This is a genomic window from Alphaproteobacteria bacterium (assembly GCA_030739735.1).
Classification (GTDB): domain Bacteria; phylum Pseudomonadota; class Alphaproteobacteria; order UBA7887; family UBA7887; genus UBA7887.
The window spans coordinates 17,747-38,680 of the sequence record JASLYQ010000021.1 but is presented as its reverse complement, the minus strand read 5'-3'; the positions used below and the strand labels follow the sequence as shown (position 1 = coordinate 38,680).

Below are 20,934 nucleotides of genomic sequence, written 5' to 3'. Positions count from 1 at the left end.
GGTGATGGCAGAAAGTACTGGTCGGTCATGTCCTCTAAGGTGAGCGTCACCAGCACCATGCGGGAGAGAAAACCATCGCCGTTACAGCGCAACCACTCCAGAATATGGTCGATACCTAGCATCAACCAGCAATGCCACGTGCCCCAGTGTCGGGCATCTAGGCTAAGGCCGCAGGTTATGTTGTCGTACCAGAAAACCGTGGGAATTGTTAGGCATGAGACAAAGCCTGCGCTAGAACGACCGCGACGTGCTCAGCTTGGCGCCTGGCACCGTCAGCGATTTGGCAGCGGCAGCTGGTGCCGTCGGTAACAACGAGGGCGTCGACGGGCGCAACATCGAGTGCTGGGAACAGGTCGAGAGCGCCTACGGCCATGGAGATCTCGTAGGTCTCTGTCTGATAGCCGAAGGCGCCGGCCATGCCACAGCATGTCGACTCGATTGGCTCGGCCATAAGACCGGGGACGCGCCTGAGCATCTCGGTTGTATCACCCGCCGCCGCGAAGACCTTCTGGTGGCAATGGTCGTGCACCATCACCCTCGTTCCCGATTGCTCAGCGAATGGCAATGCGACGTCGGTCTCGACAAGATAGCTCTCGAACAGTTGCGCCTGTGCTGCGACAGCATCGGTCTTGGGACCGGGCAACAGCGCCGGCCATTCATCGCGCAAGGTATAGAGACAACACGGCTCGAGACCGAGAATGGGAACACCACGCTGCGCCAGCGGTGCCAGCACTGCCAACGACCGCTCTATCTCCTTGCGCGCTACCGCGATATCGCCGACGGCGAGCGCTGTGCGACCGCAGCAAAGGGGTCGACCCGTCGGGGCGCGCACGACAGTGACGCGGCAGCCGGCGGCGTTGAGCACGATAAGTGCGGCGCGCGGCACCTTCGGCTCGAACCAGGTGTTGAAGGTGTCTGCGAAGAGGGCAACTTCTGGCCCCTCGCGCTCCGCTCGTGGCGTCTCCAGGAAGGGGCGTGCATGCCATTCTGGCAGATCGCGACGAGCGCTGAAGCCGATACGCTCACCTAGGTGGCGTAAAAGATTAGAGCGGTTACGCAGATTTGTTAACCAACGAAAACGTGATGCCCATGGTGCATAGCGTGGCAAGTATGAAATCAGATGATCACGTAGTCGCTTCTGGGACCTCGCCAGCACTTCGATCTTAAGCTTCGCCATATCGACGCCGGTCGGGCATTCGCGCTTGCAACCCTTGCACGAGAGACAGAGCGACATCGCCTCTGCCATGGCGTCCGAGCCGAGCGCATCGGCACCCAGCTGGCCCGACAAAGCCAATCGTAAGCTGTTGGCGCGGCCTCGCGTCACATGCCGCTCGTCACCGGTGGCGCGATAGCTCGGACACATGATGCCGCGCGAGGCCTTGCGGCAGGCGCCGTTGTTGTTGCACATCTCTACCGCCGGCAGCAGCCCACCCCAGGCCGACCAATCGAACACCGGCTTGTGGGACAGCGATGCATAGCCGGGCGCATAGCGGAACAATGTGCGGTCGTCCATGCGCAGTGGGCGCACGATCTTACCTGGGTTGAAGGTGCCCACAGGGTCGAAACGGTCTTTTACCGCCTCGAAAGCCTCGACAATGCGCGGGCCAAACATGGCCTCGTGAAACTCGGAGCGTACCAAGCCGTCACCATGCTCTCCGGAATGCGAACCTTTGTATTCACGCACCATCTCGAAGGCCTCTTCCGCAATGGCGCGCATCTTTTTAGCCCCACCTTCCTCCTTCATGTTGAGTACCGGACGCACATGCAGGCAGCCCACCGAGGCGTGCGCATACCAAGTGCCGCGCGTGCCGTGCTTGGCGAAGATCGCTGTCAGGCGGTCAGTATATTCCGCCAGGTCTTCGAGCGGCACTGCACAGTCCTCGACGAAGGATACGGGCTTGCCCTCGCCTTTCATCGACATGACGATGTTGAGGCCCGCCTTGCGCATATCCCAGATTTGCGACTGCTCGGCACCGTCGATAACCTCGGCCACCGCATCGCTGTGGCCGAGATCGCCGAGCAGCTCACCAAGTTGTGTAAGTAACCGTTGCTGCAGCTCAAAATTGTCACCGGCGAACTCAACCAGGAGAACCGCCTCGGGTTGTCCCTTGATGAAGCGCTCGATGGTCGCCGCAAAAAGCGGCACGTCGCGGGCGAGATCCATCAGCGCCCGGTCGGCAAGCTCCACCGCACTGGGGCCAAGCGCAACGATATGTCGGGTCGCCGCCATGGCATCGTGCAAGGAAGCAAAATGGCAGATACCGAGCACCTTGTGCACCGGTAGCGGCTGCAGGTCGAGTTCCAACCTGGTGAAGAAGCCAAGCGTGCCTTCCGAGCCGACCAGCAGGTTCGCCATGTTGTGGCCGTCGGCTGCGATGGTTTCGATGTTGTAGCCGCCGACGCGGCGTAGCAGCTTTGGAAATCGCGCCGCGATCTCGTCCGCCTCGCGTGCGGCCAGTGCCCGCATGTCCTGCACAAGCGCGGCATAGGCGGACGTACCGTCGAGGCCGTCAAAATTACCCGGCGCCGGGGCGAAGCGGTGACGGGCGCCGTTGACCAACGCTTCGATGGCGTGCACGTTGTGCACCATGTTGCCGTAGCGGATCGAGCGCGCGCCGCAGGAGTTGTTGCCAGCCATACCACCGAGCGTCGCTCGGTTGCCGGTCGAGATATCGACGGGAAAAAACAGGCCGTGTTGCTCGAGTTGGCCATTGAGCTGATCGAGAACCAGACCCGGCTCGACCGTCGCACGCCGTGCCCCAGCATCGATGTCATGAATGCCGTTGAGATATTTCGACGTATCGACGATCAGCGCCTCGCCGACGGTCTGGCCACATTGCGAGGTGCCGCCGCCGCGCGGCAATACGGCCACGCCTTCCTCCACCGCGATGCTCACCGCTGCCTCGATATCGGTGACACTTTTCGGCACCACCACCCCGAGCGGCGTGATCTGGTAGATTGAGGCATCGGTGGCATAGCGCCCGCGGCTGAAAGCGTCGAACAGCACCTCGCCTTCGAGCGCGCGCGCGAGCCGCCGTGCCAAAACGCTGTCTGATGCCGAGTTAATCATCATTCCACCATCGTCTCCATTGCCACCCAGTTTGGCTCGGCCGCTGTCGCGAAACCGCAACAAACGAGCGAGCCAAGCGTCACCTTCCCCTTTCCTATCGTCAGGCGTGCCACCCCTTCGGCGCGATGATAGACGCCAAGGTGGGCGTCGAGAAGGGCCGCGGCCTTGCTCTCAGGCACGCCGGCGAGGCCGTCGGCGTAATGATAGCCGTTACACTGCATGTGGGTAACGCCGATCAGCGCAGACGATCTAGGTGTCGGGCGGGTTAAAATGTCCGCATATAGACTACCAACACCTCGCGCCATCCTCGCTCTGGACCCGCACACACGCGAAGCCCCTCAGTGCCTCGGCCTCAGCGATGAAGCCGAAACAAAACGTCAGGTGCGACCGAACTGGGCGCTCGTACAGACGCACGTCATGCGGTCTTGCTGTCTCTAACACTCAGCCCTCCCCGGAACGACGGCGCCGCCAAAGTAGGCCGTGGATACACGGGCAAAAAGCGGTAGCGGATTACGCCGATGCCGGGTAGCGCACCGCCGCCTGAGTGATCCTTCCTTGTTCCGCGCCGCTCAGTTAGGGTGCGCGCCCGTCAATGAGGCGGGAGAAAAGGCTGACAGATGACCGAGCGCAAGGCCGCCGCAGCCCGGGGCCGGCAGTTCCTGCATACGCCGGGACCGACCATGATGCCACCACGCATTCTGCGCGCCATGGACCGAGCGGCGGTCGATCATCGCGGGCCCGAGTTCCGGGCTCTGGCAATGCGCTGTCTGACGGGGCTCAAGGATGTCTATTGCACGAAATCACCCGTGGTAATTTTCCCATCCGCCGGGCATGGCGCATGGGAGGCAGCGCTGGTCAACACCGTCGCACCCGGCGAGCGCGTGCTGATGGCCGAAACCGGCGCCTTCTCGCACATGTGGAAAGCAATGGCGGAGAGCTACGGCATCGCCGTCGACTCCCTGCCGGGCGACTGGCTCCACGGCGCCAACCCTGACGCCATCTGCACGGCACTGACGGACGACCGAGCGCATGCCATCAAAGCGGTTGCCATCGTGCACAACGAGACTTCCACGGGAATCACCAGCCGGCTTGCCGAGATCCGCCAAGCCATGGACGCGGCACAGCACCCCGCCCTGCTGCTAGCCGACACCATCTCGTCAGCCGCGTCGATCGATTTCCGCATGGACGACTGGGGCGTCGATGTGACGATCGGCGGCTCGCAAAAGGGTCTGATGCTCCCGCCCGGCCTGAGCTTCAATGCCATCGGTCCAAAGGCGTGGCACGCCTCGCAGGTTGTCGAGCGGCCACGCAATTATTTCGACTGGCGCCAGGTGCTGCCCGACGGTACCAATCCGGCTTTTCCCTGCACCCCCGCCATGAGCCTGATGTTCGGTCTGACGGAAGCGCTCGACATGCTGGAAGAAGAAGGGCTTGAGGTCTGCTTCGCCCGCCATGCGCGCCTTGCCGACGCCGTACGTGCAGCCGTTACAGGCTGGGGCTATACGCTGGTTCCACAGGACGCGCGCGAGCATTCCAACTCGGTCACGGCATTCTTCCTACCGGAAAACGTAGACGCCGACGCGTTCCGCAAGCATTGTCTAAACAGCTATAATCTAGTGCTTGCCGGCGGCTTGATGAAGCTGGCCGGACGTGTGATTCGCATCGGCCATCTTGGTGACCTCAACGAGGCAATGATCCTCGGCACCCTGGCTACGGTCGAGCTGGCGCTCGGCACTGCGGGTGTACCTCATGAGTCAGGTGGTGTTGCCGCCGCAATCGATTTTCTTGCAGGAAAGAGCGATGGATGAGCTGATAGGCCTGAGCGCATGTGAGGCTGTCGAAAAACTACGCCTAGGCGAGGTCTCGTCGCTCGAGCTGATCGACGCGGCGGAAGCCCGTATTGCCAAGACCGACGGCACGCTCAACGCACTCCCGACACTATGCCTTGAGCGCGCACGCGAGCACGCCAAGCGCATCATGGCCAAGGCACCGAGTGACGCGGCACCACACTACCTACACGGCCTGCCCATCGCCGTGAAGGACCTGGTCGAAGTCGAGAGCGTACGCACCACCCACGGGTCGCCGATCTTTGCCGAGAATATCTCGGCCTTTTCCGACTACCTTGTCCAGCGCCTGGAAGCCAACGGCGCGGTGGTCCTCGCCAAGTCCAACACGCCGGAGCTTGGCGCCGGCTCGCAGACCTTCAACGAGGTCTTCGGGCAAACGCAGAACCCTTGGAATGGCACCTTGACGCCGGGCGGCTCATCGGGCGGCTCAGCAGCAGCGCTGACGGCGGGCCAGGTCTGGCTCGCCACAGGCAGCGATCTCGGCGGCAGCTTGCGCAATCCGGCCAGCTTCTGCTCGGTCATCGGCTTGCGCCCGAGCCCCGGCCGTATCGCCCACGGCCCGGCTAACCTACCTTTCGCGGACATGGCAGTGCAGGGCCCAATGGCGCGCAACGTCGCCGATACGGCGCTGATGCTCGACGCCATGGTCGGACAACATGCGGACGATCCACAGTCCCTACCCGTACCAGCAAGCCCATATGCCGATATCAAGGCCGTGGTGCCGAAGCGCGTCGCCTTCAGTCCAGATCTCGGCGGCATCGTGCCCGTGACGGCGGAAGTGCGCAGCGCCATCGCGCGAGCAGCAGAGGCCTTCGCCAATCTTGGCGCCGAAGTCGTGGAGGCCTGTCCAGATCTATCGCAAGCGCGCGATACCTTTCATGTGCTGCGCGCGCTGGGCTTCGCCTCAGGCCACGGCGCCCTGCTCGATAATCACCGCGATCTGCTCAAGGAGGAGGTGGTGTGGAACATCGAGGCGGGCCGCGCACTGACTAGCAGGGAGATCAGCCGGGCCCAACTCGCCCGTAGTCAGATCTTCCACAATGCCACGGAGTTTTTCGCAGACCATGACCTGCTGCTCTGCCCGGCTGCGGTAACGCCGCCGTTCGATAGCAGCATACGCTGGCTCGAGGAGGTCGAGGGCATCTGCTTAGAGACCTATATCGACTGGCTGTTGATTTGCTCGGCAATCACGCTCACGAGTTGCCCTGCCATTTCGGTCCCCTGTGCCTTCAGCACAGACGGCCGACCGATCGGCGCACAGATGGTAGCACCGCCACGGCGTGAGGACCAACTGATTGCCGCCGCGCTTGCCTTCGAAGACGCACACAACTTCGCCGCCATGGTGCCGATGGATCCGCGTTAGTGTTTAGCCTCCATGGACAATAGTCCATGCTGATTGTTAGTGCATGACCGGCCTTTGATCCATCGAGATGACGGTTTCCGGGGTCGGTGGCAAGGAGAATTATTACTCACACCTAGATAACGCGAAAGACGCTGTCTTTAGAGAGCGCCCTTTCGTCTTAGCTTACGCTTGACCTTACGCAGCCCGTTCGATCGCCATCGCCGTCGCCTCGCCACCACCAATACACAAGGTTGCAACTCCCTTCTTGAGGTTGTGCTTTTGCATAGCGCCAATCAGCGTTGCAATGATGCGTGAGCCCGAGGAGCCGATGGGGTGGCCCATGGCGCAAGCGCCACCGTGGATATTAACGATGTCGGGGGACAGCGCATGCTCCTTCATTGCTGCCATAGTGACCACCGCGAAGGCCTCGTTGATCTCCCAGAGATCGACTTCGTCCTTGGACCAGCCGGCCTTTCCCAGCACCTTGGTGATGGCGCCGACGGGCGCCGTGGTGAACCACTCGGGCTCGTGCGCGTTGACGGTGTGGGCAACGATGGTGGCGAGCGGCGTCAACCCACGCTTCTCAGCCTCGGAGCAGCGCATCATTACCAGCGCGCTGGCGCCGTCCGAGATCGAGCTCGAATTGGCCGCAGTCACCGTGCCATCCTTTTTGAAGGCCGGGCGCAGATTGGGAATCTTGCTGGTGTCGGCGCTAAACGGCTGCTCGTCGCGCTCGACCACCATCTCGTTTTTTCTGGTCTTGACGGTTACCGGCACCATCTCGGCGGCGAAAGAACCGTCCTCGTTGGCGGTCTTTCCGCGGTCCAGCGAGCGGATGGCAAACTGATCTTGGTCTTCGCGGCTGAACTGATATTTCTCCGCCGTGTTCTCGGCAAAAACGCCCATCAGCTTGCCCTTGTCGTAAGCATCCTCAAGGCCATCGAGGAACATATGGTCCTTGACCTCGGCGTGGCCCATGCGGAGGCCACCACGGGCTTTAGGCAGCAAATACGGCGCGTTGGTCATACTCTCAAGGCCGCCCGAGACCACCACGTCAGCAGTGCCGGCGGCAAGCATGTCATGGCCGAACATGGTCGCGCGCATGCCGGAGCCGCACATCTTGTTGACCGTGGTCGCGCCCGTAGAATTGGGAATGCCGGCGCCGATCGAAGCCTGGCGCGCAGGCGCCTGGCCCTGGCCCGCCTGCAACACGCAGCCCATCACCACCTCGTCGACATCGCCCGCCGCGATTCCCGCGCGCTCCAGCGCGCCGGAAACGGCAACCGCACCAAGTTCGGCCGCCGAGCAGGCCGCCAACGTTCCTTGAAAGCTGCCCATCGGCGTGCGCGCCATGCCCACAATGACGATCGGATCTTCAGCCATGTTTCTATCTCTCCCGCTGAATCTGAAACCCGCCCTTACGACGACGGCCGCGACTATACATAAATGGTGCAAGTGCGAAAAGCGTCAAAGTTTATTGTGCAAGTGCGAGATGCCCAAGATAGCAACAACGCTCGAAGCGCCTTGAGTCGATGTTGAGCGGGTGGCATATCCAGCAAGGAAGTCAAGGGCCATCCGCAAGGTGGAGGCATAGCCCTTGACTTCCTTGCTGGATATACCGAATGGCAACCATCGACCCAAGGTGCGAGCCGCCCAGGTGAGGAGTTACAATGACCCTGTCAAACGATCCGCAGCCACTGTGGCAGCCCTCACCCGAGCGCATCAAGAGCGCGAATCTAACCGCCTTCATGGCCGCGCTGCGCCGCGACTGGAGCGTGGACGTGGCTGATTATGCAGCGCTGTGGGACTTCTCGGTCGGCGACCGCGAGACCTTCTGGCGGGCGATCTGGGACTTTAGCGGGGTCATCGGCGACGGGCCCGGCAATGTTGCGATCGAGAATATGGACGCCATGCCCGGCGCACGCTTCTTTCCGGACGCCAGGCTGAATTTTGCCGAGAACCTGCTGCGCCGTCGCGGCGCCGGCGACGCCATCGTCTTCTGGGGCGAGAATAAGGTAAAGCGGCGGCTGTCGTGGGATGAGTTGCACGCCGCGACCTCGCTCCTCGCCCAGGCACTGGCGGCTGACGGCATTAGCAAGGGTGACGTGGTGGCAGGCTTTATACCCAACCTGCCGGAGGCCGTCATTGCCATGCTCGCCACCACCTCGCTGGGTGCAACCTGGACCTCGTGCTCGCCCGATTTTGGCGACCAGGGAGTGCTCGACCGCTTCAGCCAGACTGAACCCAAGCTGCTGTTTTGCGCCGACGGCTATCACTACAACGGCAAAAGCCACGAATCGCTCGCCCGTGTCGCGACCTTCGCGGCCGAGCTGCCGACAATCGAGCGCATCGTCGTGGTACCCTATCTTGGCAAGTCGGTAGATATCGACGCGGTGTCGCTTGCCGACTACATCGCACCCTACAAGGCGGACGACATCGCCTACACCCGCGTGCCCTTCAATACGCCGCTTTACGTCATGTATTCCTCCGGTACCACGGACAAGCCCAAATGTATCGTGCACGGGGTCGGCGGCACACTTCTGCAGCACTTGAACGAGCATCGTTTGCTCTGCGACATAACACCGAACGAACGCGTGTTCTACTTCACCACCTGTGGTTGGATGATGTGGAACTGGCTAGTCTCGGCGTTGGCCTCAGAGGCAACGCTTCTGCTCTATGACGGCGCACCGTTCTATCCTGACGCTAATATCCTATTTGACTATCTAGAAGCTGAGCAAGCAACCGTGCTCGGCACCTCGGCGAAATATATAGACGCGCTAGCCAAGGCTAACCTTGACCCAAAATCGACGCATAATCTGGGGGCCTTGCGCTCGGTGCTCTCGACCGGATCACCCCTGTTACCGGAGAGCTTCGATTACGTCTACGCGCACATCAAGGACGACGTCTGTCTCTCGTCTATGTGCGGCGGCACAGACATTCTCGGTTGCTTCATGGCAGGCAATCCCACCGGCCCAGTTTGGCGTGGCGAGATCCAGGCACGCGTTCTGGGGATGGCAATGGACGTGTTCGACAGCTCCGGCCGGCCGATCCGCGGCAAGAAGGGCGAACTGGTCTGTACCAAGCCGTTTCCGTCGATGCCCATCTGCTTCTGGGATGATGTCGACGGCGCGCGCTATCGCGCCGCCTATTTCGCGCGCTATCCCGGCGTCTGGCACCATGGCGATTATGTCGAACTCACCCAGCACGACGGCGTGATCGTCTACGGTCGCTCGGATGCTACGTTGAACCCCGGCGGCGTGCGCATCGGCACGTCAGAGATATACCGGCAGGTCGAGCAGATTGAGGCAGTAGCGGAATCGATAGTCATCAGCCAGGACTGGGATGGCGACGTGCGCGTAGTGCTGTTCGTCAAGCTACGTGACGGCCTCACCCTCGACGACGACATGGCGGCGGAGATCAGGGCGCGTATCCGCGAGGGCTGCACGCCGCGGCACGTGCCGGCCAAGGTGCTGCAGGTAGCCGATATCCCGCGTACCAAGAGTGGCAAGATCGTCGAGCTTGCGGTGCGCGAGGTAGTACATGGCCGCACCATTAAGAACATCGAGGCGCTCGACAATCCGCAAGCGCTCGACCTCTATAGGGACCGTGTGGATCTGAGAGATTAATGTCTGACTGTCATTTAACAGAAATCAATATCGGGCGCATTGTCGCGCCCGATACTGTCGACCCGCACTTAGCCGATTCTTGAGTGGACTCGACGAGATCAACGCGTTGGCAGAGGCCGCGCTGGGCTTTGTTTGGCGGCTTAAGAGCGATAAAAACAACACCACCGACATCCGCACCTATGCCTGCCAAACCTCTTTCAGAAAGCGCAGCCAGTTTTCGCCGAGCACCTTACGGGTCTTGGCCTCTGACCAGCCGGAGGCCAGCATGGCGGCGGTCAGCGCCGGGTAGTCGGCGAGCGAGGCAAAGCCGTCCGGGAAGCTGATCTCGCCAAACTCCGTCAGCTTGCGCGCGTAGCCCTTATCGCGGGTGATCCACTCGAAGAAATCGTCGCCATAGCCTTGCGTCATGTCGGTGCCAATGCCGACGCAGTCCTCACCTATCAGCGCGATAACGTAATCGATCGCCGCCACCACGTCGACAAGGGTGGCCTCGGTGCCGCGGGCGAGGAAGGGCGGAAACATGGTGACGCCGACGAAGCCGCCACGGGACGCCATGAAGCGCAGTTCATCATCGCTCTTGTTACGCGGATGCGACCGCAGGCCGGCGGGTAGGCAGTGGGTGTAGGCGACAGGCCGCTCAGAGACCTCAATGACGTCGCGTGAGGTGACCGGACCGACATGGCTTAGATCGCAGAGCATACCTACGCGGTTCATTTCGGCCACCATCTCGCGGCCAAAATCCGACAGCCCGCCGTCGCGCGTCTCGTAACTGCCGCTGCCGGCCAGGTTCTGGGTGTTGTAGGTGATCTGGGCGATACCAACGCCTGTCTCTTTAAACTCCGCCACCCGCTCCAGGCGGTCCTCAAAGGCCGAGGTGTTCTGGAAGCCGAGAATGATCCCGACCTTACCGGCAGCCTTGGCAGCATGGATGTCCGCGACCCCACACACCGGCAGGATGAGGTCGTCATGAGCCTCGAACCAATCCCGCCAGCGCGCCACGTTGGCGCGGGTGTCTGCCGTGTTTTCCCACACCGAACAGGTGCAGTTGGCTGCGGTGAGCCCACCAGCCTGCATGGAACGAAAAACATCTGGGCCCCAGTTGGAGACCACCAGCCCGTCAATGACGAGCGTCTCCCCGTGCAGGGCGGCGGCGGCCGTCACGGCCTCAGAACCCGATCGGCTCGGTAAGCTGCACCCAGCGTCCACCCTCGACCCGGTTGACGAAAACCGTCTCCGCGGCGAGCCGGCGCTCGGGCCCGAAGCTGGCGGGCGCAGCGCCGAACATGTCCGTATAGCCCTGGATTTTCTCGAGCCCGGCAACGAAGCTATCGGTGGAGAGATCGGGACCGGCATTCTGCATGCCGAGCGCGGTCAGCTGAATCACCTGGTAGCCAGCTACCGCCTGGATGTTGGCATCGGCATCGAAGCGCTCTCTGTAGCGATCCATCCAAGCCTGCACGTCGGTGCTGGCGCTGTCGTAATCGGGGATCGGCGTCATGCCCATGGCGTAGAGCCCTTCGACGACCTCCTTGCCGAGCATCACCACCTCGGGCGCGTAGCCCGCCTGATTGACCAAGAAGTCGACATCCCAGCCGATCTTACGCGCCTCAGCCATTGAGCCAACGGTCTCGCGGATAACTGACTGCAACGTCACCAAGTCGCATTCGGCGGCGCGCAGGCGGGCAATCTGACTCGAGAAGTCCGTGGCACCGCGCTTGTAGGTGGTGGTCTCAACCAGTGCCATGCCCATCGCCTCGAGCTGGGCGACGACGCCGCGATGCCCGTTGAGACCGAACTCGTCGTCCTGGTAGAGCGCGCAGACGCGGGTCTTACCGTGGTTTTCTACCATCCACTTCGTGCCCGCACGCATGGCGTGATAGTAGGGGGCAAAGAGAGCGAACTTGAGCTTGTCGAAAGGCTCGTACATCTGCTTCGCCGCGGTCAACGGGAAAACATGCGCCAGGCCCTGTCGCAACACGAGTGGCATCGAGGCGAGGACTGTCGGCGTACCCATAGCGCCGGCCATGACGAAGATCTCATCTCGATTGAGTAGCTTCTGGGTCGCTAGCACCGCCTTTTTTGGATCGTAGCCAGAATCTTCCACTACCAGCTTGAGTGAGCGGCCGTGGATGCCACCAGCGGTGTTGATCTCCTCGACCGCCATGACCATGCCGTTACGCACCGGCACGCCCCAGAAGGTGATCGGACCACTGAGATCCTGATGTGTCCCGATTACGACCTCGTCGTCGCTGACACCCTGGTCCGCAGCGGCTGTAGCAAGCGGCCCAATAGCCGCAGCCAGAACGGCGATTAGCGTGATACCTGTTTTCATAATAGATCCTCCCATTCGCTACCGCTCTCAGGCGGCCTGATACATCTCGTCGATAAGTGTCTTGTACTTGCTGCTGACGAAGCTGCGCTTGAGCTTCATGGTCGGGGTCAACTCCTCGTCCTCGGGGTCGAGCTGCTGATCAATCAGACGAAAGGTCTTTATCGTCTCAACGCGGGCAAATTTTGTATTCACAGCCTCGACCTCGGCGTTGATCAGATCAACCACTTCAAGCGCGCGCGTCAGGCTGGCAAAATTGGTAAAGGGGACGGCATTATCCTGGGCGTATTTCACGACCGTGTCGTGGTCGATCATGATCAGGCATGAGAGAAACTTACGGCCGTCGCCGATCACCACCGCATCCGAGATATAGGGGCTGAACTTGAGTTGGTTTTCGATCTCGGATGGTGTGATGTTCTTACCGCCAGCGGTGATAATAATGTCTTTCATGCGGTCGGTGATCCGTACATACCCTTGATTGTCAAGGCTGCCGACATCGCCGGTGTGCAGCCAGCCGTCGCGGATCGTCTCGGCGGTCTTTTCCGGGTTGCGATAATAGCCCATAAAGACGATATCACCGCCGATGAGGATCTCGCCCTCGTCCGATATGCGGATCTCGGCATGCGGCACCGTACGCCCCACGGTGCCGAGCTTGATGGCATCGGGCGTCGCGAGCGTGGCGATGCCGGCACTCTCGGTCTGGCCATAGGCCTCCAGCATCGGCAAGCCAAGCGCGAGATACCACTTGATCAGGTCTGGTGCGATGGGGGCGGCGCCCGTGGCCAGCCATTTACAGCGATCGACGCCGATCATGCGGCGGATGTTTTTCAACACCAGCCAGTAGGCTAACTTGCGCTTGATACGTAGGCCCAACGGTACCTTCTGGCCTTCGAGTTCGCGCTCGACCGCAGCCAGCCCGACCTCGATTGCCTTGCCGTAGGCGAGCTTCTGCAACCAGGTCGCGTCGCCCACCGCAATGGTGATCGCGGAATAAAACTTCTCCCAGATTCGTGGCACCGCGACCACGGCGCGCGGCTGCACCTCGCGCAGATCTTCGGCAACTGTATCGACGCTCTCGGCGAAGTTGGTGGTGATGCGGGCATAAAGCGAGATATACGCCATGCCGCGCTCGGCAATGTGGCAAAGCGGTAGGAAAGATAGCCGGTCATCGCCCGGTTCAGCCGGCAGCAACGGGGTGAAGTTGACGGCCTGATAAATAAGATTGTGGTGACTGATCATCGCCCCCTTCGGTGGGCCCGTGGTACCCGAAGTGTAGACCAGGATGGCGAGGTCCTCGGACTTCGCTTGGTCGATGCGCCAGTCCCAAAGCGCCGCATCCTCCTGGTGCAGCGTCTCGCCAAGGACGAAGAGGTCGTCAAGGCTCATCACCAGAGCATCCTCAAGCTCGTGCAAACCCTCCATGTCGAAAACTATTATCCTGATCAGATTAGGCATGTCGTCGCGTGCCTCGAGCGCCTTGTCGAGCTGCTCGTCATCCTCGACAAAGAGGAACTTGGCCTCACAATTTTCGACGATATAGGCAACCTGGTTGGGCGCGTCTGTGGGATAGATGCCTGAGACCACACCACCCGCGCAGATGGCCCCGAAATCGGCATAAAGCCATTCCGGATTGTTCTCGCTCAGGACGCAGACCTTGTCGCCAAGCTCAAGCCCAAGCGAGACTAGGCCGAGGCCAAGAGCGCGCGCGCGCGCGCCGAACTCGCGCCAGCTGATGCTGCGCCAGATGCCAAGGTGCTTCTCGCGCAGCGCGACCGCGTCGCCACCTTCGCGCACCTTCTCGCGAAACAGGGTGGCAACCGTGTGCTCCCTGTCCTTCCCTAGCGCCACAGCTTCTTGCGCTTCCATCGTTTTTCCCCACGCACGCCCTGGTCTTGCTTGCCGAGGTAGAATTCCTGGATGTCCTTCTGCTCGCGCAGCCGCGCGCAACTATCCTCCACGACGATCCGGCCAACTTCAAGCACGTAGCCCTTCTCGCCGATTTCCAGCGCCATGTGGGCGTTCTGCTCCACCAGAAGTATGGCGGTGCCCTCCTCCACATTGACGCGCGCGATGATGGCGAAGATCTCCTGCATCAGGATCGGCGAAAGGCCGAGCGAGGGCTCGTCCAGCAGCAGCAGCTTCGGGCGCGCCATCAGAGCTCGGCCAATGGCCAGCATCTGCTGCTCGCCGCCGGACAGACTTGCCGCCTCCTGGGAGTCACGCTCGGCAAGCACCGGAAAATAGTCATGGATACGCGCAAGGTCGCCAACGACGGTATCGCGATCGCGCCGCGCATAGGCGCCCATCATCAGGTTCTCGCGCACGCTGAGATAGGGAAACACCTCACGCCCTTCCGGCACATGGGCAATTCCGAGGCGTGCCACTTTATCCGGGTCGCGGCGCTGGATCTCCTTGCCCTCGAAGGTGACGGTGCCCTTGTCCGGATCCATGACACCAGAGATGGTCTTGAGCACGGTGGTCTTGCCCGCGCCGTTGGCGCCGAGCACGGTAACGATCGTGCCTTCCGACACCTTCAGGCTGACACCGCGTATGGCCTGGATTGGCCCGTAACTGGTTTCGACATTGCTCAAGCGCAGCAGCGGCTCGGTCATCGCATCCCCCGCCTCATTCACCGAGATAGGCCTTGACCACTTCCGGGTGACGGCGAACTTCCTCCGTCGTGCCGGTTGCTATCATGCGGCCGTAATTAAGCGCCAGCACGCGGTCAGAAACGCGGCCGACCAAGTTCATATCATGCTCGATCATCAGCACCGTGATGCCGAACTCGCGGCGGATATCGGAGATCCAGAAGGCCATATCACCGGTCTCTTCCGTATTGAGGCCAGAGGACGGCTCGTCGAGCAGCAAAAGCTTGGGCTCGCTGGCCAGCGCTCGACCCAGTTCTACGACCTTGCGAACGCCGTAGGGCAGGCTGCCAACGTGATTATGGCGGTAATGCTGCAGATCGAGAAAGTCGATCACGTCCTCGACCCGGCGCCGATGTTCGCGCTCGGCCCGGCGCACCATGGGCAAGAACAGCATATCGGCCAGCAAGTTGCTGTGATCGTGCGCGCGGGCATGGCGGCCTAGCAGAAGATTGGCGAGCACGCTGGCATTGTCGAACAGCTCAATGTTTTGGAAGGTACGCGCGATGCCAAGCCCGGCGATACGGTGCGGTGGCAGACGCGTGATGTCCTGGTCGTCAAAGGTAATGCGGCCGGCTGTGGGATTGTAAATGCGGTTGATCAGGTTGAAACAAGTGGTCTTGCCGGCGCCGTTTGGACCGATGATGGTAAACACCTCACCCGGCTCGACGGCAAAACTGAGTTCGTCGACGGCGCGGATGCCGCCGAAGGCCATGCTCAGCCCCTCTACCACGAACAGACTCATCGCAAGCGATCCGATTTTACATAGGATTTCTGCCGCTTGAAGGTCGCCTTGCGGTATACCGGAAACATGGCAAAGTAATGCTTGATCTTGTACCAGCGGCCGTAGATACCGAGCGGCTCGTACAACATAAAAAGCACGATCACGAGCCCGAAGATGCCCATCTTAATGCCGGTTTGCTGGGCCATCTTCTCTGGCAGCGCGCCCTGCAGCATGGCGACCAGCTCTGGTAGCACGATGACGAAGATGGCGCCGAACACAGCCCCGTGCAAGGACCCCAGCCCGCCGACCACGACCAGCAGCAACAGTTCCACCGACAACAGGATGTTGTAGCTCTCGGGGCTGATATAGGTGAGTTGATGGGCGTAAAGCGCGCCAGCGAGACCAGTGAAGGCGGCACTTATGGCAAAGGCCATGGTCTTGTACCAAGCCAGGTTCACGCCCATGCTCTGAGCTGCAATCTCGCTGTCCCGAATAGCTATCCAGGCGCGCCCGGTGGACGAGCGGAGCAGGTTAATCGCCGCCAACATAACTAGCACCGCGACACCGACACAGAGATAGTAGAAGTAGGTCTCATCATAAAAGGAGACGCCGGCGATGGTCAGCTCTGGCACCATCAGACCGCTGGTCCCTCCGGTTAGAGATTCCCAGCGCGCCAGAACCTCCTCGACGATAAAAGCGAACGCCAAGGTAGCGATAGCGAGATAGATTCCGGCAAGGCGCAGTGCCGGCAAGCCGATGGCGATGCCGAGAACGCCGGCGAGCAATCCTGAGCACGGCAAGGAGATTAGAAACGGTAGACCCGCATCCATGAGGATGGTTTCGGTGTAGGAGCCAGCGGCTAAAAAGGCGGCATGACCGAGTGAGACCTGGCCGGTATAGCCCGATAACAGCATCAGTCCGACGCCGGCGATAGTGAAGATGGCGACGAAGCTCGCCTGGGTCAAAAGATAGCGGTCAAGCAGCAGCGGCGCGGCGATCAGCGCGACGATCAGGACCCCGTACCAGAACAACGCTCCCGCATGGGGAAACATGCGGATGTCCTGGTCATAGGAGGTCTTGAAGACGAATCTCATCTCAAACCTTTTTCCGTGCAATCTCGCCGAACAGGCCCTGTGGGCGCACGATGAGCACGGCCAGCAGTACGACATAGGCGGCGACGTCCTTGAAACCTTCCGGCAAGTAGAAGCCGGCCAACGCCTCAACGACGCCGATGATCAGGCCGCCGACGATAGCGCCAGGGATCGAGCCGAAGCCACCCAGCACAGCAGCAGGAAAGGCCTTGATGCCGAGAAAGCCCATATTGACGTGGACGAAGGCGATCGGCGCCAGCAAGATGCCGGCGAAGGCGGCAACAGCGGCACTCAGCGCCCAGATCATGGAGAAGACCGTCTTGACCGGGATGCCCATATAATAGGCGGCAAGCTGGTTTTGCGAAGTCGCCTGCATGGCCACGCCAAGGCGGGTGTAGCGGAAGAACGCGAACAGCGCCGCCACCAGCAGAACGGTCAGCACGATGATCGCCAGATGATCTTGGCTGAGGACCAGATCGCCGAGGCTCACGACCTTACCGTAGAACGGCGTTCCGATGGTGTAGGTGTCAACACCCCAGCCCGGCGTCATGGCGACGATGCTGCGGAACATGAAGCCAATGCCGATGGTGACCATGATGATGGCGAAGACAGGCTGGCCCACCATCGGCCGCATCACCACGCGGTCGAGTGCGCCGCCGAGCAGCGCCGTGCCCAGCAGCGCCAACAACGCGCCAAGCCAGAAGCCCATGCCGAGAATGACGATGAAGGTGTAGGCCAGAAAGGCGCCGACCATCATCAGCTCGCCCTGCGCAAAGTTGACCACCTCGGTCGCCTTGTAGATCAGAACAAAGCCAAGCGCCACCAGCGCGTAGACACAACCGATGGCGGTACCGCTGACCACCTGTTGGGCAAACTGTACGAGGCCGTCCATCCCCTCCCCACTCTCGCAGGCCAGCCTTGTAGCATGGCTCCTGGTGAAGCCAAACCTTGCAGACCGATGAGTTCGCCACGGCCAATGTGCACTTCGTAAACAAGGACTTGCTGGACCTGAAGTGGGTGGATTTCCACGATCTCATCGCGCCGCAAAGTTTGCGCATTACCGGCGAGGCTATCATCACGATCGATGTCATCGACCCCGTGCTGCGGGAGATGCTAATGAATGTCCGCATCATTCGCGATGCCAACAATATCACCAACAACGCCGCCCTCGCCGATTTCGACAACACAAGCGATATTGAGAGCGCGACGCTGTTCTACGAACCTGCGCCGATCCACCCACCAGCACAGTCTCCGTGCGATACGAGTTCGCCGAAGAGGGCCATTACATCAGCTTCGCTGCCGCCCACAAGCCGGGTTTCGACGACGCGCTGCGTTCGTTATTTTCCTTTTCCATCGGTGTTGGTAAAACTGATGACCTAAATTAAGTGGGCGGTACGAATTCTGGCCTTAGGAAGCGGCCGCTATGTCTTCTCAGTTGATTGGGCGCGGCGAAGCCGTCACCCTTCCGTATGATCAGCGGTCGTGATTACCGATGTATAGAGCACTCGTCCTTATCGCGCTGACGCTTGGTCTTGCTGTGGGGGGCATCGTGCTGGCGCCGCCGGCTTGGTGGCCGGAGAGCTGGCAGCAGGCGGTCTTTACCCGAAAAGTACCAGCTTACGAGGCACCGCCGGCAAGCTCACCCCCGGTCGAACTCGCGACCGAGGCTATCTGCAACGAGCCCTTCCCGGAATGGCGCGCCGCGCAAACCCTGGACGGCGTGGCGATCGAGGCTTCGCCGCGCTGCAATCCCGACGCCCCGGCCGAGGTGGCTGCTTTCGTCAAGGGCACGAACAACGTGTCACCGGATGTGCTCATGCGCACGCGCCTTGCGTCCGATGCCGTGGTCAAGGGCGCAGACAGAGACGGCGACGGCGATGCAGACGAGATTCACCTGCGGCTCGAAGTGGCCGAACTCAACGGCGCATCGCCCGACGGCCTGGCACCGTCGCTCGATTACGCCATTGCCCCCGGCATCAGGCCAGGCTTCTGGGTGTTCGCACCCAAAAGCCGTGGAATGGCCACCAAGACCTCTGAGAACAGCGCCGCCTATCGCACACTGCGCGTGCCCTCACCGGTAATCCGCGTCGAACAGGGGGACACGGTCAAAATCACCCTCGAAAACACCCATACCATGCCCCACACCATCCACTTCCACGGCGTCGACCACCCATACGTCGGTGCCCAAGGCGATGGCAACGACGGCGTGCCTCTGACCAGTGAGATGCCGGTGATGCCGGGCGAGAGCCGCACCTACGAGATGACCCCACGCCAAGCTGGCACTATGTTCTATCACTGCCACGTGCAACCCGCCGTGCATATCCTGATGGGTCTGCAAGCGATGTTCGTGGTGGAAGAGAACCGGCCAAACAATCCCGTGCAGACGTTCAATGTCGGCGCTGGGCAGGTGCGGGCGCGCTCGCAAGCCAGTCAGGAGGCTTACGACCGCGAATACGACCTCCACTATCAGGAGGTGGATCGCGAGATGCACGATCTGGTGCGCCTCTCCAACGATCCACGACGGGTGATCAAGGAAATTCACCGCCGCTACGACATCACCGAACGCAGCTCCGATTATTTTCTGCTCAATGGCCGCTCCTTCCCCTATACGGCGCGCGAGTCCCTGATCGTGGTAGCGCCGAACGAGCGCGTGCGTCTGCGCGTGGCCAACGGCGGCGCAGAAGGCGTCGCCCTGCATACCCATGGCCACAAGGTCACCGTCACCCACACCGACGGGGTGCCAGTGCCGCCCGCGACCCAGCTGATCCGTGACGTGGTCTGGGTGGCCCCAATGCAGCGCGCCGACCTGCTACTCGAGACCGTAGACGACGGCCTGCATAGCTATGGCCAGGGGGTCTGGCTGATGCACGACCATCACGCGCCCGCGGTCACCAATAACGGCATCGGTCCCGGCGGCGGCATCAGCGCCATCGTCTATGAATCCTACCTCGTGGATGGTGGCCTGCCGAAACTCCAGGGCGTCGACTGGAGCCCCTATTTCAGCCCGGCCTTTTATGCTGGGCGGGTTCCCATATGGCAGACCTACGACCCGCTCGGCACCCTGGCTGACGTGGCGCCAGAGAGCTGGCCGACACTGCGACCGATCCTGTTCGGCCTCGATATCGGCCTCTTGCTGGCCGTGCTCTTCGCCTTGATGCGCAGACGGCGGGCATGATGCGGGCTCTCGCGCTGGTGATCACGCTGCTGGCAGCGGCGGCGTTGGCCGATGACGAGGCGGCCAGCGGCGTCGGCGTCATCCACCGTATCGCTGAGGATGGGCGCAGCCTGAACCTTACCCATGACCCCATTCCCGGCATCGGCTGGCCCGAGATGACCATGGACCTGGAACTCTCAGAAGACGTCAGCGCCGGAGATCTCGCGGCAGGCGACATAGTAACCTTCAGCCTCAAACGCGGGCGCGACCACATTTACCGCATCGGCACAATCGCCTTGGCGCCGCCCGGCATCACGGTCGCAGCGGTGACCGAGGACACAGCATCGATAGATCATAGCGCCCACGACCACCAGGCCATGACCTTCGACGACGAGGGCATGGTGATGAACGAGAATCGTGACACGCTGCCGGAGAATTGCAGCGCCATCTCTGCTGATATCGAGATAACTGTTCGCGCGGGTCGCCATTATGCCGAGGGGTATCCCGGCACCACTTTCGGTTACAACCGCAACGTCTTCGACGTCGAGCCATGCACACGCCTGACCGTGACCTTCATCAACGAGGACAGCGTGCGCCACCAGTGGATGGTGCACGGGCTGCCGCATTACCTCTACCCGCAAGGCATGTTCCATATGGAGGCGGCGGGCAAGGCGCAGAAGACGGGAACCTTCATCCTACCCAGCAACCGCGCCACCTATCTGGTCCATTGCGACATGCCCCAGCACACGGAGAAAGGCCTGCGCGGCGAGATCCGCGTCGCCGGGGGCGATGGCGACATACCGGGTATCCCCGGCCTCACTGGGCCGTTGCGGATCGAGCCCGTGCCGGGTCCCGGCCCGATCGGCGCACTCGCAGCGCTTTTCGGGCTGCTCGCCGGGTTGCTGATGTTACGCAGGCTCTAAAGAATAGAGCATCGACACGCCGGTGTACCGATCGCCTGGACTGTGAACGACAGCAGCGGCCCACGCGAGGTCATTGTAGAATCAGCCGGCCGCTATGACTACCTGCACCTTGATCCGAGTTTACTGAACTAATAACCCTGAACGAATAACCGGTATTGCTTGAATAGGCGGTATTTGCCGACG

At 61.4% G+C, this 20,934-nt stretch carries 16 protein-coding genes and 1 pseudogene; 7 read left to right on the top strand and 10 right to left on the bottom strand.

The window, feature by feature from the left end:
- Nucleotides 1–208: 208 nt before the first annotated feature.
- Both QF629_10625 and QF629_10620 read right to left on the bottom strand, forming a co-directional pair.
- Nucleotides 209–3,073: an FAD-linked oxidase C-terminal domain-containing protein gene (locus tag QF629_10625; protein MDP6013984.1), complete on the bottom strand. Its 2,865-nt coding sequence runs from the start codon at nt 3,071–3,073 to the stop codon at nt 209–211.
- Entirely contained in the window at nt 3,070–3,291 is a 222-nt protein-coding gene (locus QF629_10620) for a hypothetical protein (protein ID MDP6013983.1), read from the bottom strand. The genes QF629_10625 and QF629_10620 overlap by 4 nt, the downstream gene beginning before the upstream one ends.
- A gap of 396 nt (nt 3,292–3,687) precedes the next feature.
- Between QF629_10620 and QF629_10615 the strand changes: the two genes are divergently transcribed.
- Both QF629_10615 and QF629_10610 read left to right on the top strand, forming a co-directional pair.
- Nucleotides 3,688–4,878: an aminotransferase class V-fold PLP-dependent enzyme gene (locus tag QF629_10615; protein MDP6013982.1), complete on the top strand. Its 1,191-nt coding sequence runs from the start codon at nt 3,688–3,690 to the stop codon at nt 4,876–4,878.
- Complete coding sequence (locus QF629_10610; GenBank protein ID MDP6013981.1) at nt 4,871–6,280, top strand: amidase family protein; 1,410 nt, start codon at nt 4,871–4,873, stop codon at nt 6,278–6,280. Before QF629_10615 ends, QF629_10610 begins: the two co-directional genes overlap by 8 nt.
- A 174-nt stretch (nt 6,281–6,454) precedes the next feature.
- Here the strand turns inward: QF629_10610 and QF629_10605 are convergent, their stop codons facing one another.
- Nucleotides 6,455–7,642 (bottom strand): acetyl-CoA C-acyltransferase, encoded by a 1,188-nt coding sequence (locus QF629_10605; GenBank protein ID MDP6013980.1) that lies wholly within the window; start codon nt 7,640–7,642, stop codon nt 6,455–6,457.
- A gap of 287 nt (nt 7,643–7,929) precedes the next feature.
- Between QF629_10605 and QF629_10600 the strand changes: the two genes are divergently transcribed.
- On the top strand, nt 7,930–9,885 hold the full coding sequence (locus tag QF629_10600; protein MDP6013979.1) for an acetoacetate--CoA ligase: 1,956 nt from the start codon (nt 7,930–7,932) through the stop codon (nt 9,883–9,885).
- A 79-nt stretch (nt 9,886–9,964) separates the two neighbouring features.
- Nucleotides 9,965–10,012 (top strand): annotated as a pseudogene (locus tag QF629_10595) (hypothetical protein).
- A gap of 50 nt (nt 10,013–10,062) precedes the next feature.
- Here QF629_10595 and QF629_10590 read toward each other — a convergent pair.
- From QF629_10590 to QF629_10560, 7 genes are read right to left on the bottom strand one after another with little or no spacing between them, the layout of a single operon-like run.
- Complete coding sequence (locus QF629_10590) at nt 10,063–11,046, bottom strand: dipeptidase (GenBank protein ID MDP6013978.1); 984 nt, start codon at nt 11,044–11,046, stop codon at nt 10,063–10,065.
- Between the two features lie 4 nt (nt 11,047–11,050).
- On the bottom strand, nt 11,051–12,217 hold the full coding sequence (locus tag QF629_10585; GenBank protein MDP6013977.1) for an ABC transporter substrate-binding protein: 1,167 nt from the start codon (nt 12,215–12,217) through the stop codon (nt 11,051–11,053).
- Between the two features lie 27 nt (nt 12,218–12,244).
- Entirely contained in the window at nt 12,245–14,080 is a 1,836-nt protein-coding gene (locus QF629_10580; GenBank protein ID MDP6013976.1) for a long-chain fatty acid--CoA ligase, read from the bottom strand.
- Nucleotides 14,053–14,826 carry an ABC transporter ATP-binding protein gene (locus QF629_10575; protein ID MDP6013975.1) on the bottom strand — a complete coding sequence of 258 codons (774 nt, stop codon included), beginning with the start codon at nt 14,824–14,826 and terminating at the stop codon, nt 14,053–14,055. Before QF629_10575 ends, QF629_10580 begins: the two co-directional genes overlap by 28 nt.
- A gap of 13 nt (nt 14,827–14,839) precedes the next feature.
- Entirely contained in the window at nt 14,840–15,604 is a 765-nt protein-coding gene (locus tag QF629_10570) for an ABC transporter ATP-binding protein (GenBank protein ID MDP6013974.1), read from the bottom strand.
- Complete coding sequence (locus QF629_10565) at nt 15,601–16,677, bottom strand: branched-chain amino acid ABC transporter permease (GenBank protein MDP6013973.1); 1,077 nt, start codon at nt 16,675–16,677, stop codon at nt 15,601–15,603. The genes QF629_10570 and QF629_10565 overlap by 4 nt, the downstream gene beginning before the upstream one ends.
- Before the next feature lies 1 nt (nt 16,678).
- The gene (locus QF629_10560; protein ID MDP6013972.1) at nt 16,679–17,566 is read right to left on the bottom strand and encodes a branched-chain amino acid ABC transporter permease; all 888 of its coding nucleotides are present in this window, start codon (nt 17,564–17,566) and stop codon (nt 16,679–16,681) included.
- Nucleotides 17,567–17,622: 56 nt separating this feature from the next.
- Here QF629_10560 and QF629_10555 point away from each other — a divergent pair, with 56 nt between their 5' ends.
- From QF629_10555 to QF629_10545, 3 genes are all read left to right on the top strand, one after another.
- Nucleotides 17,623–18,054 carry a hypothetical protein gene (locus tag QF629_10555; GenBank protein MDP6013971.1) on the top strand — a complete coding sequence of 144 codons (432 nt, stop codon included), beginning with the start codon at nt 17,623–17,625 and terminating at the stop codon, nt 18,052–18,054.
- 112 nt (nt 18,055–18,166) lie between these two features.
- A complete protein-coding gene (locus tag QF629_10550; GenBank protein ID MDP6013970.1) occupies nt 18,167–19,849 on the top strand; it encodes a multicopper oxidase domain-containing protein in 1,683 nt (560 codons plus the stop codon).
- Nucleotides 19,846–20,751: a copper-binding protein gene (locus QF629_10545; GenBank protein MDP6013969.1), complete on the top strand. Its 906-nt coding sequence runs from the start codon at nt 19,846–19,848 to the stop codon at nt 20,749–20,751. The genes QF629_10550 and QF629_10545 overlap by 4 nt, the downstream gene beginning before the upstream one ends.
- The last annotated feature ends 183 nt before the right edge of the window (nt 20,752–20,934 follow it).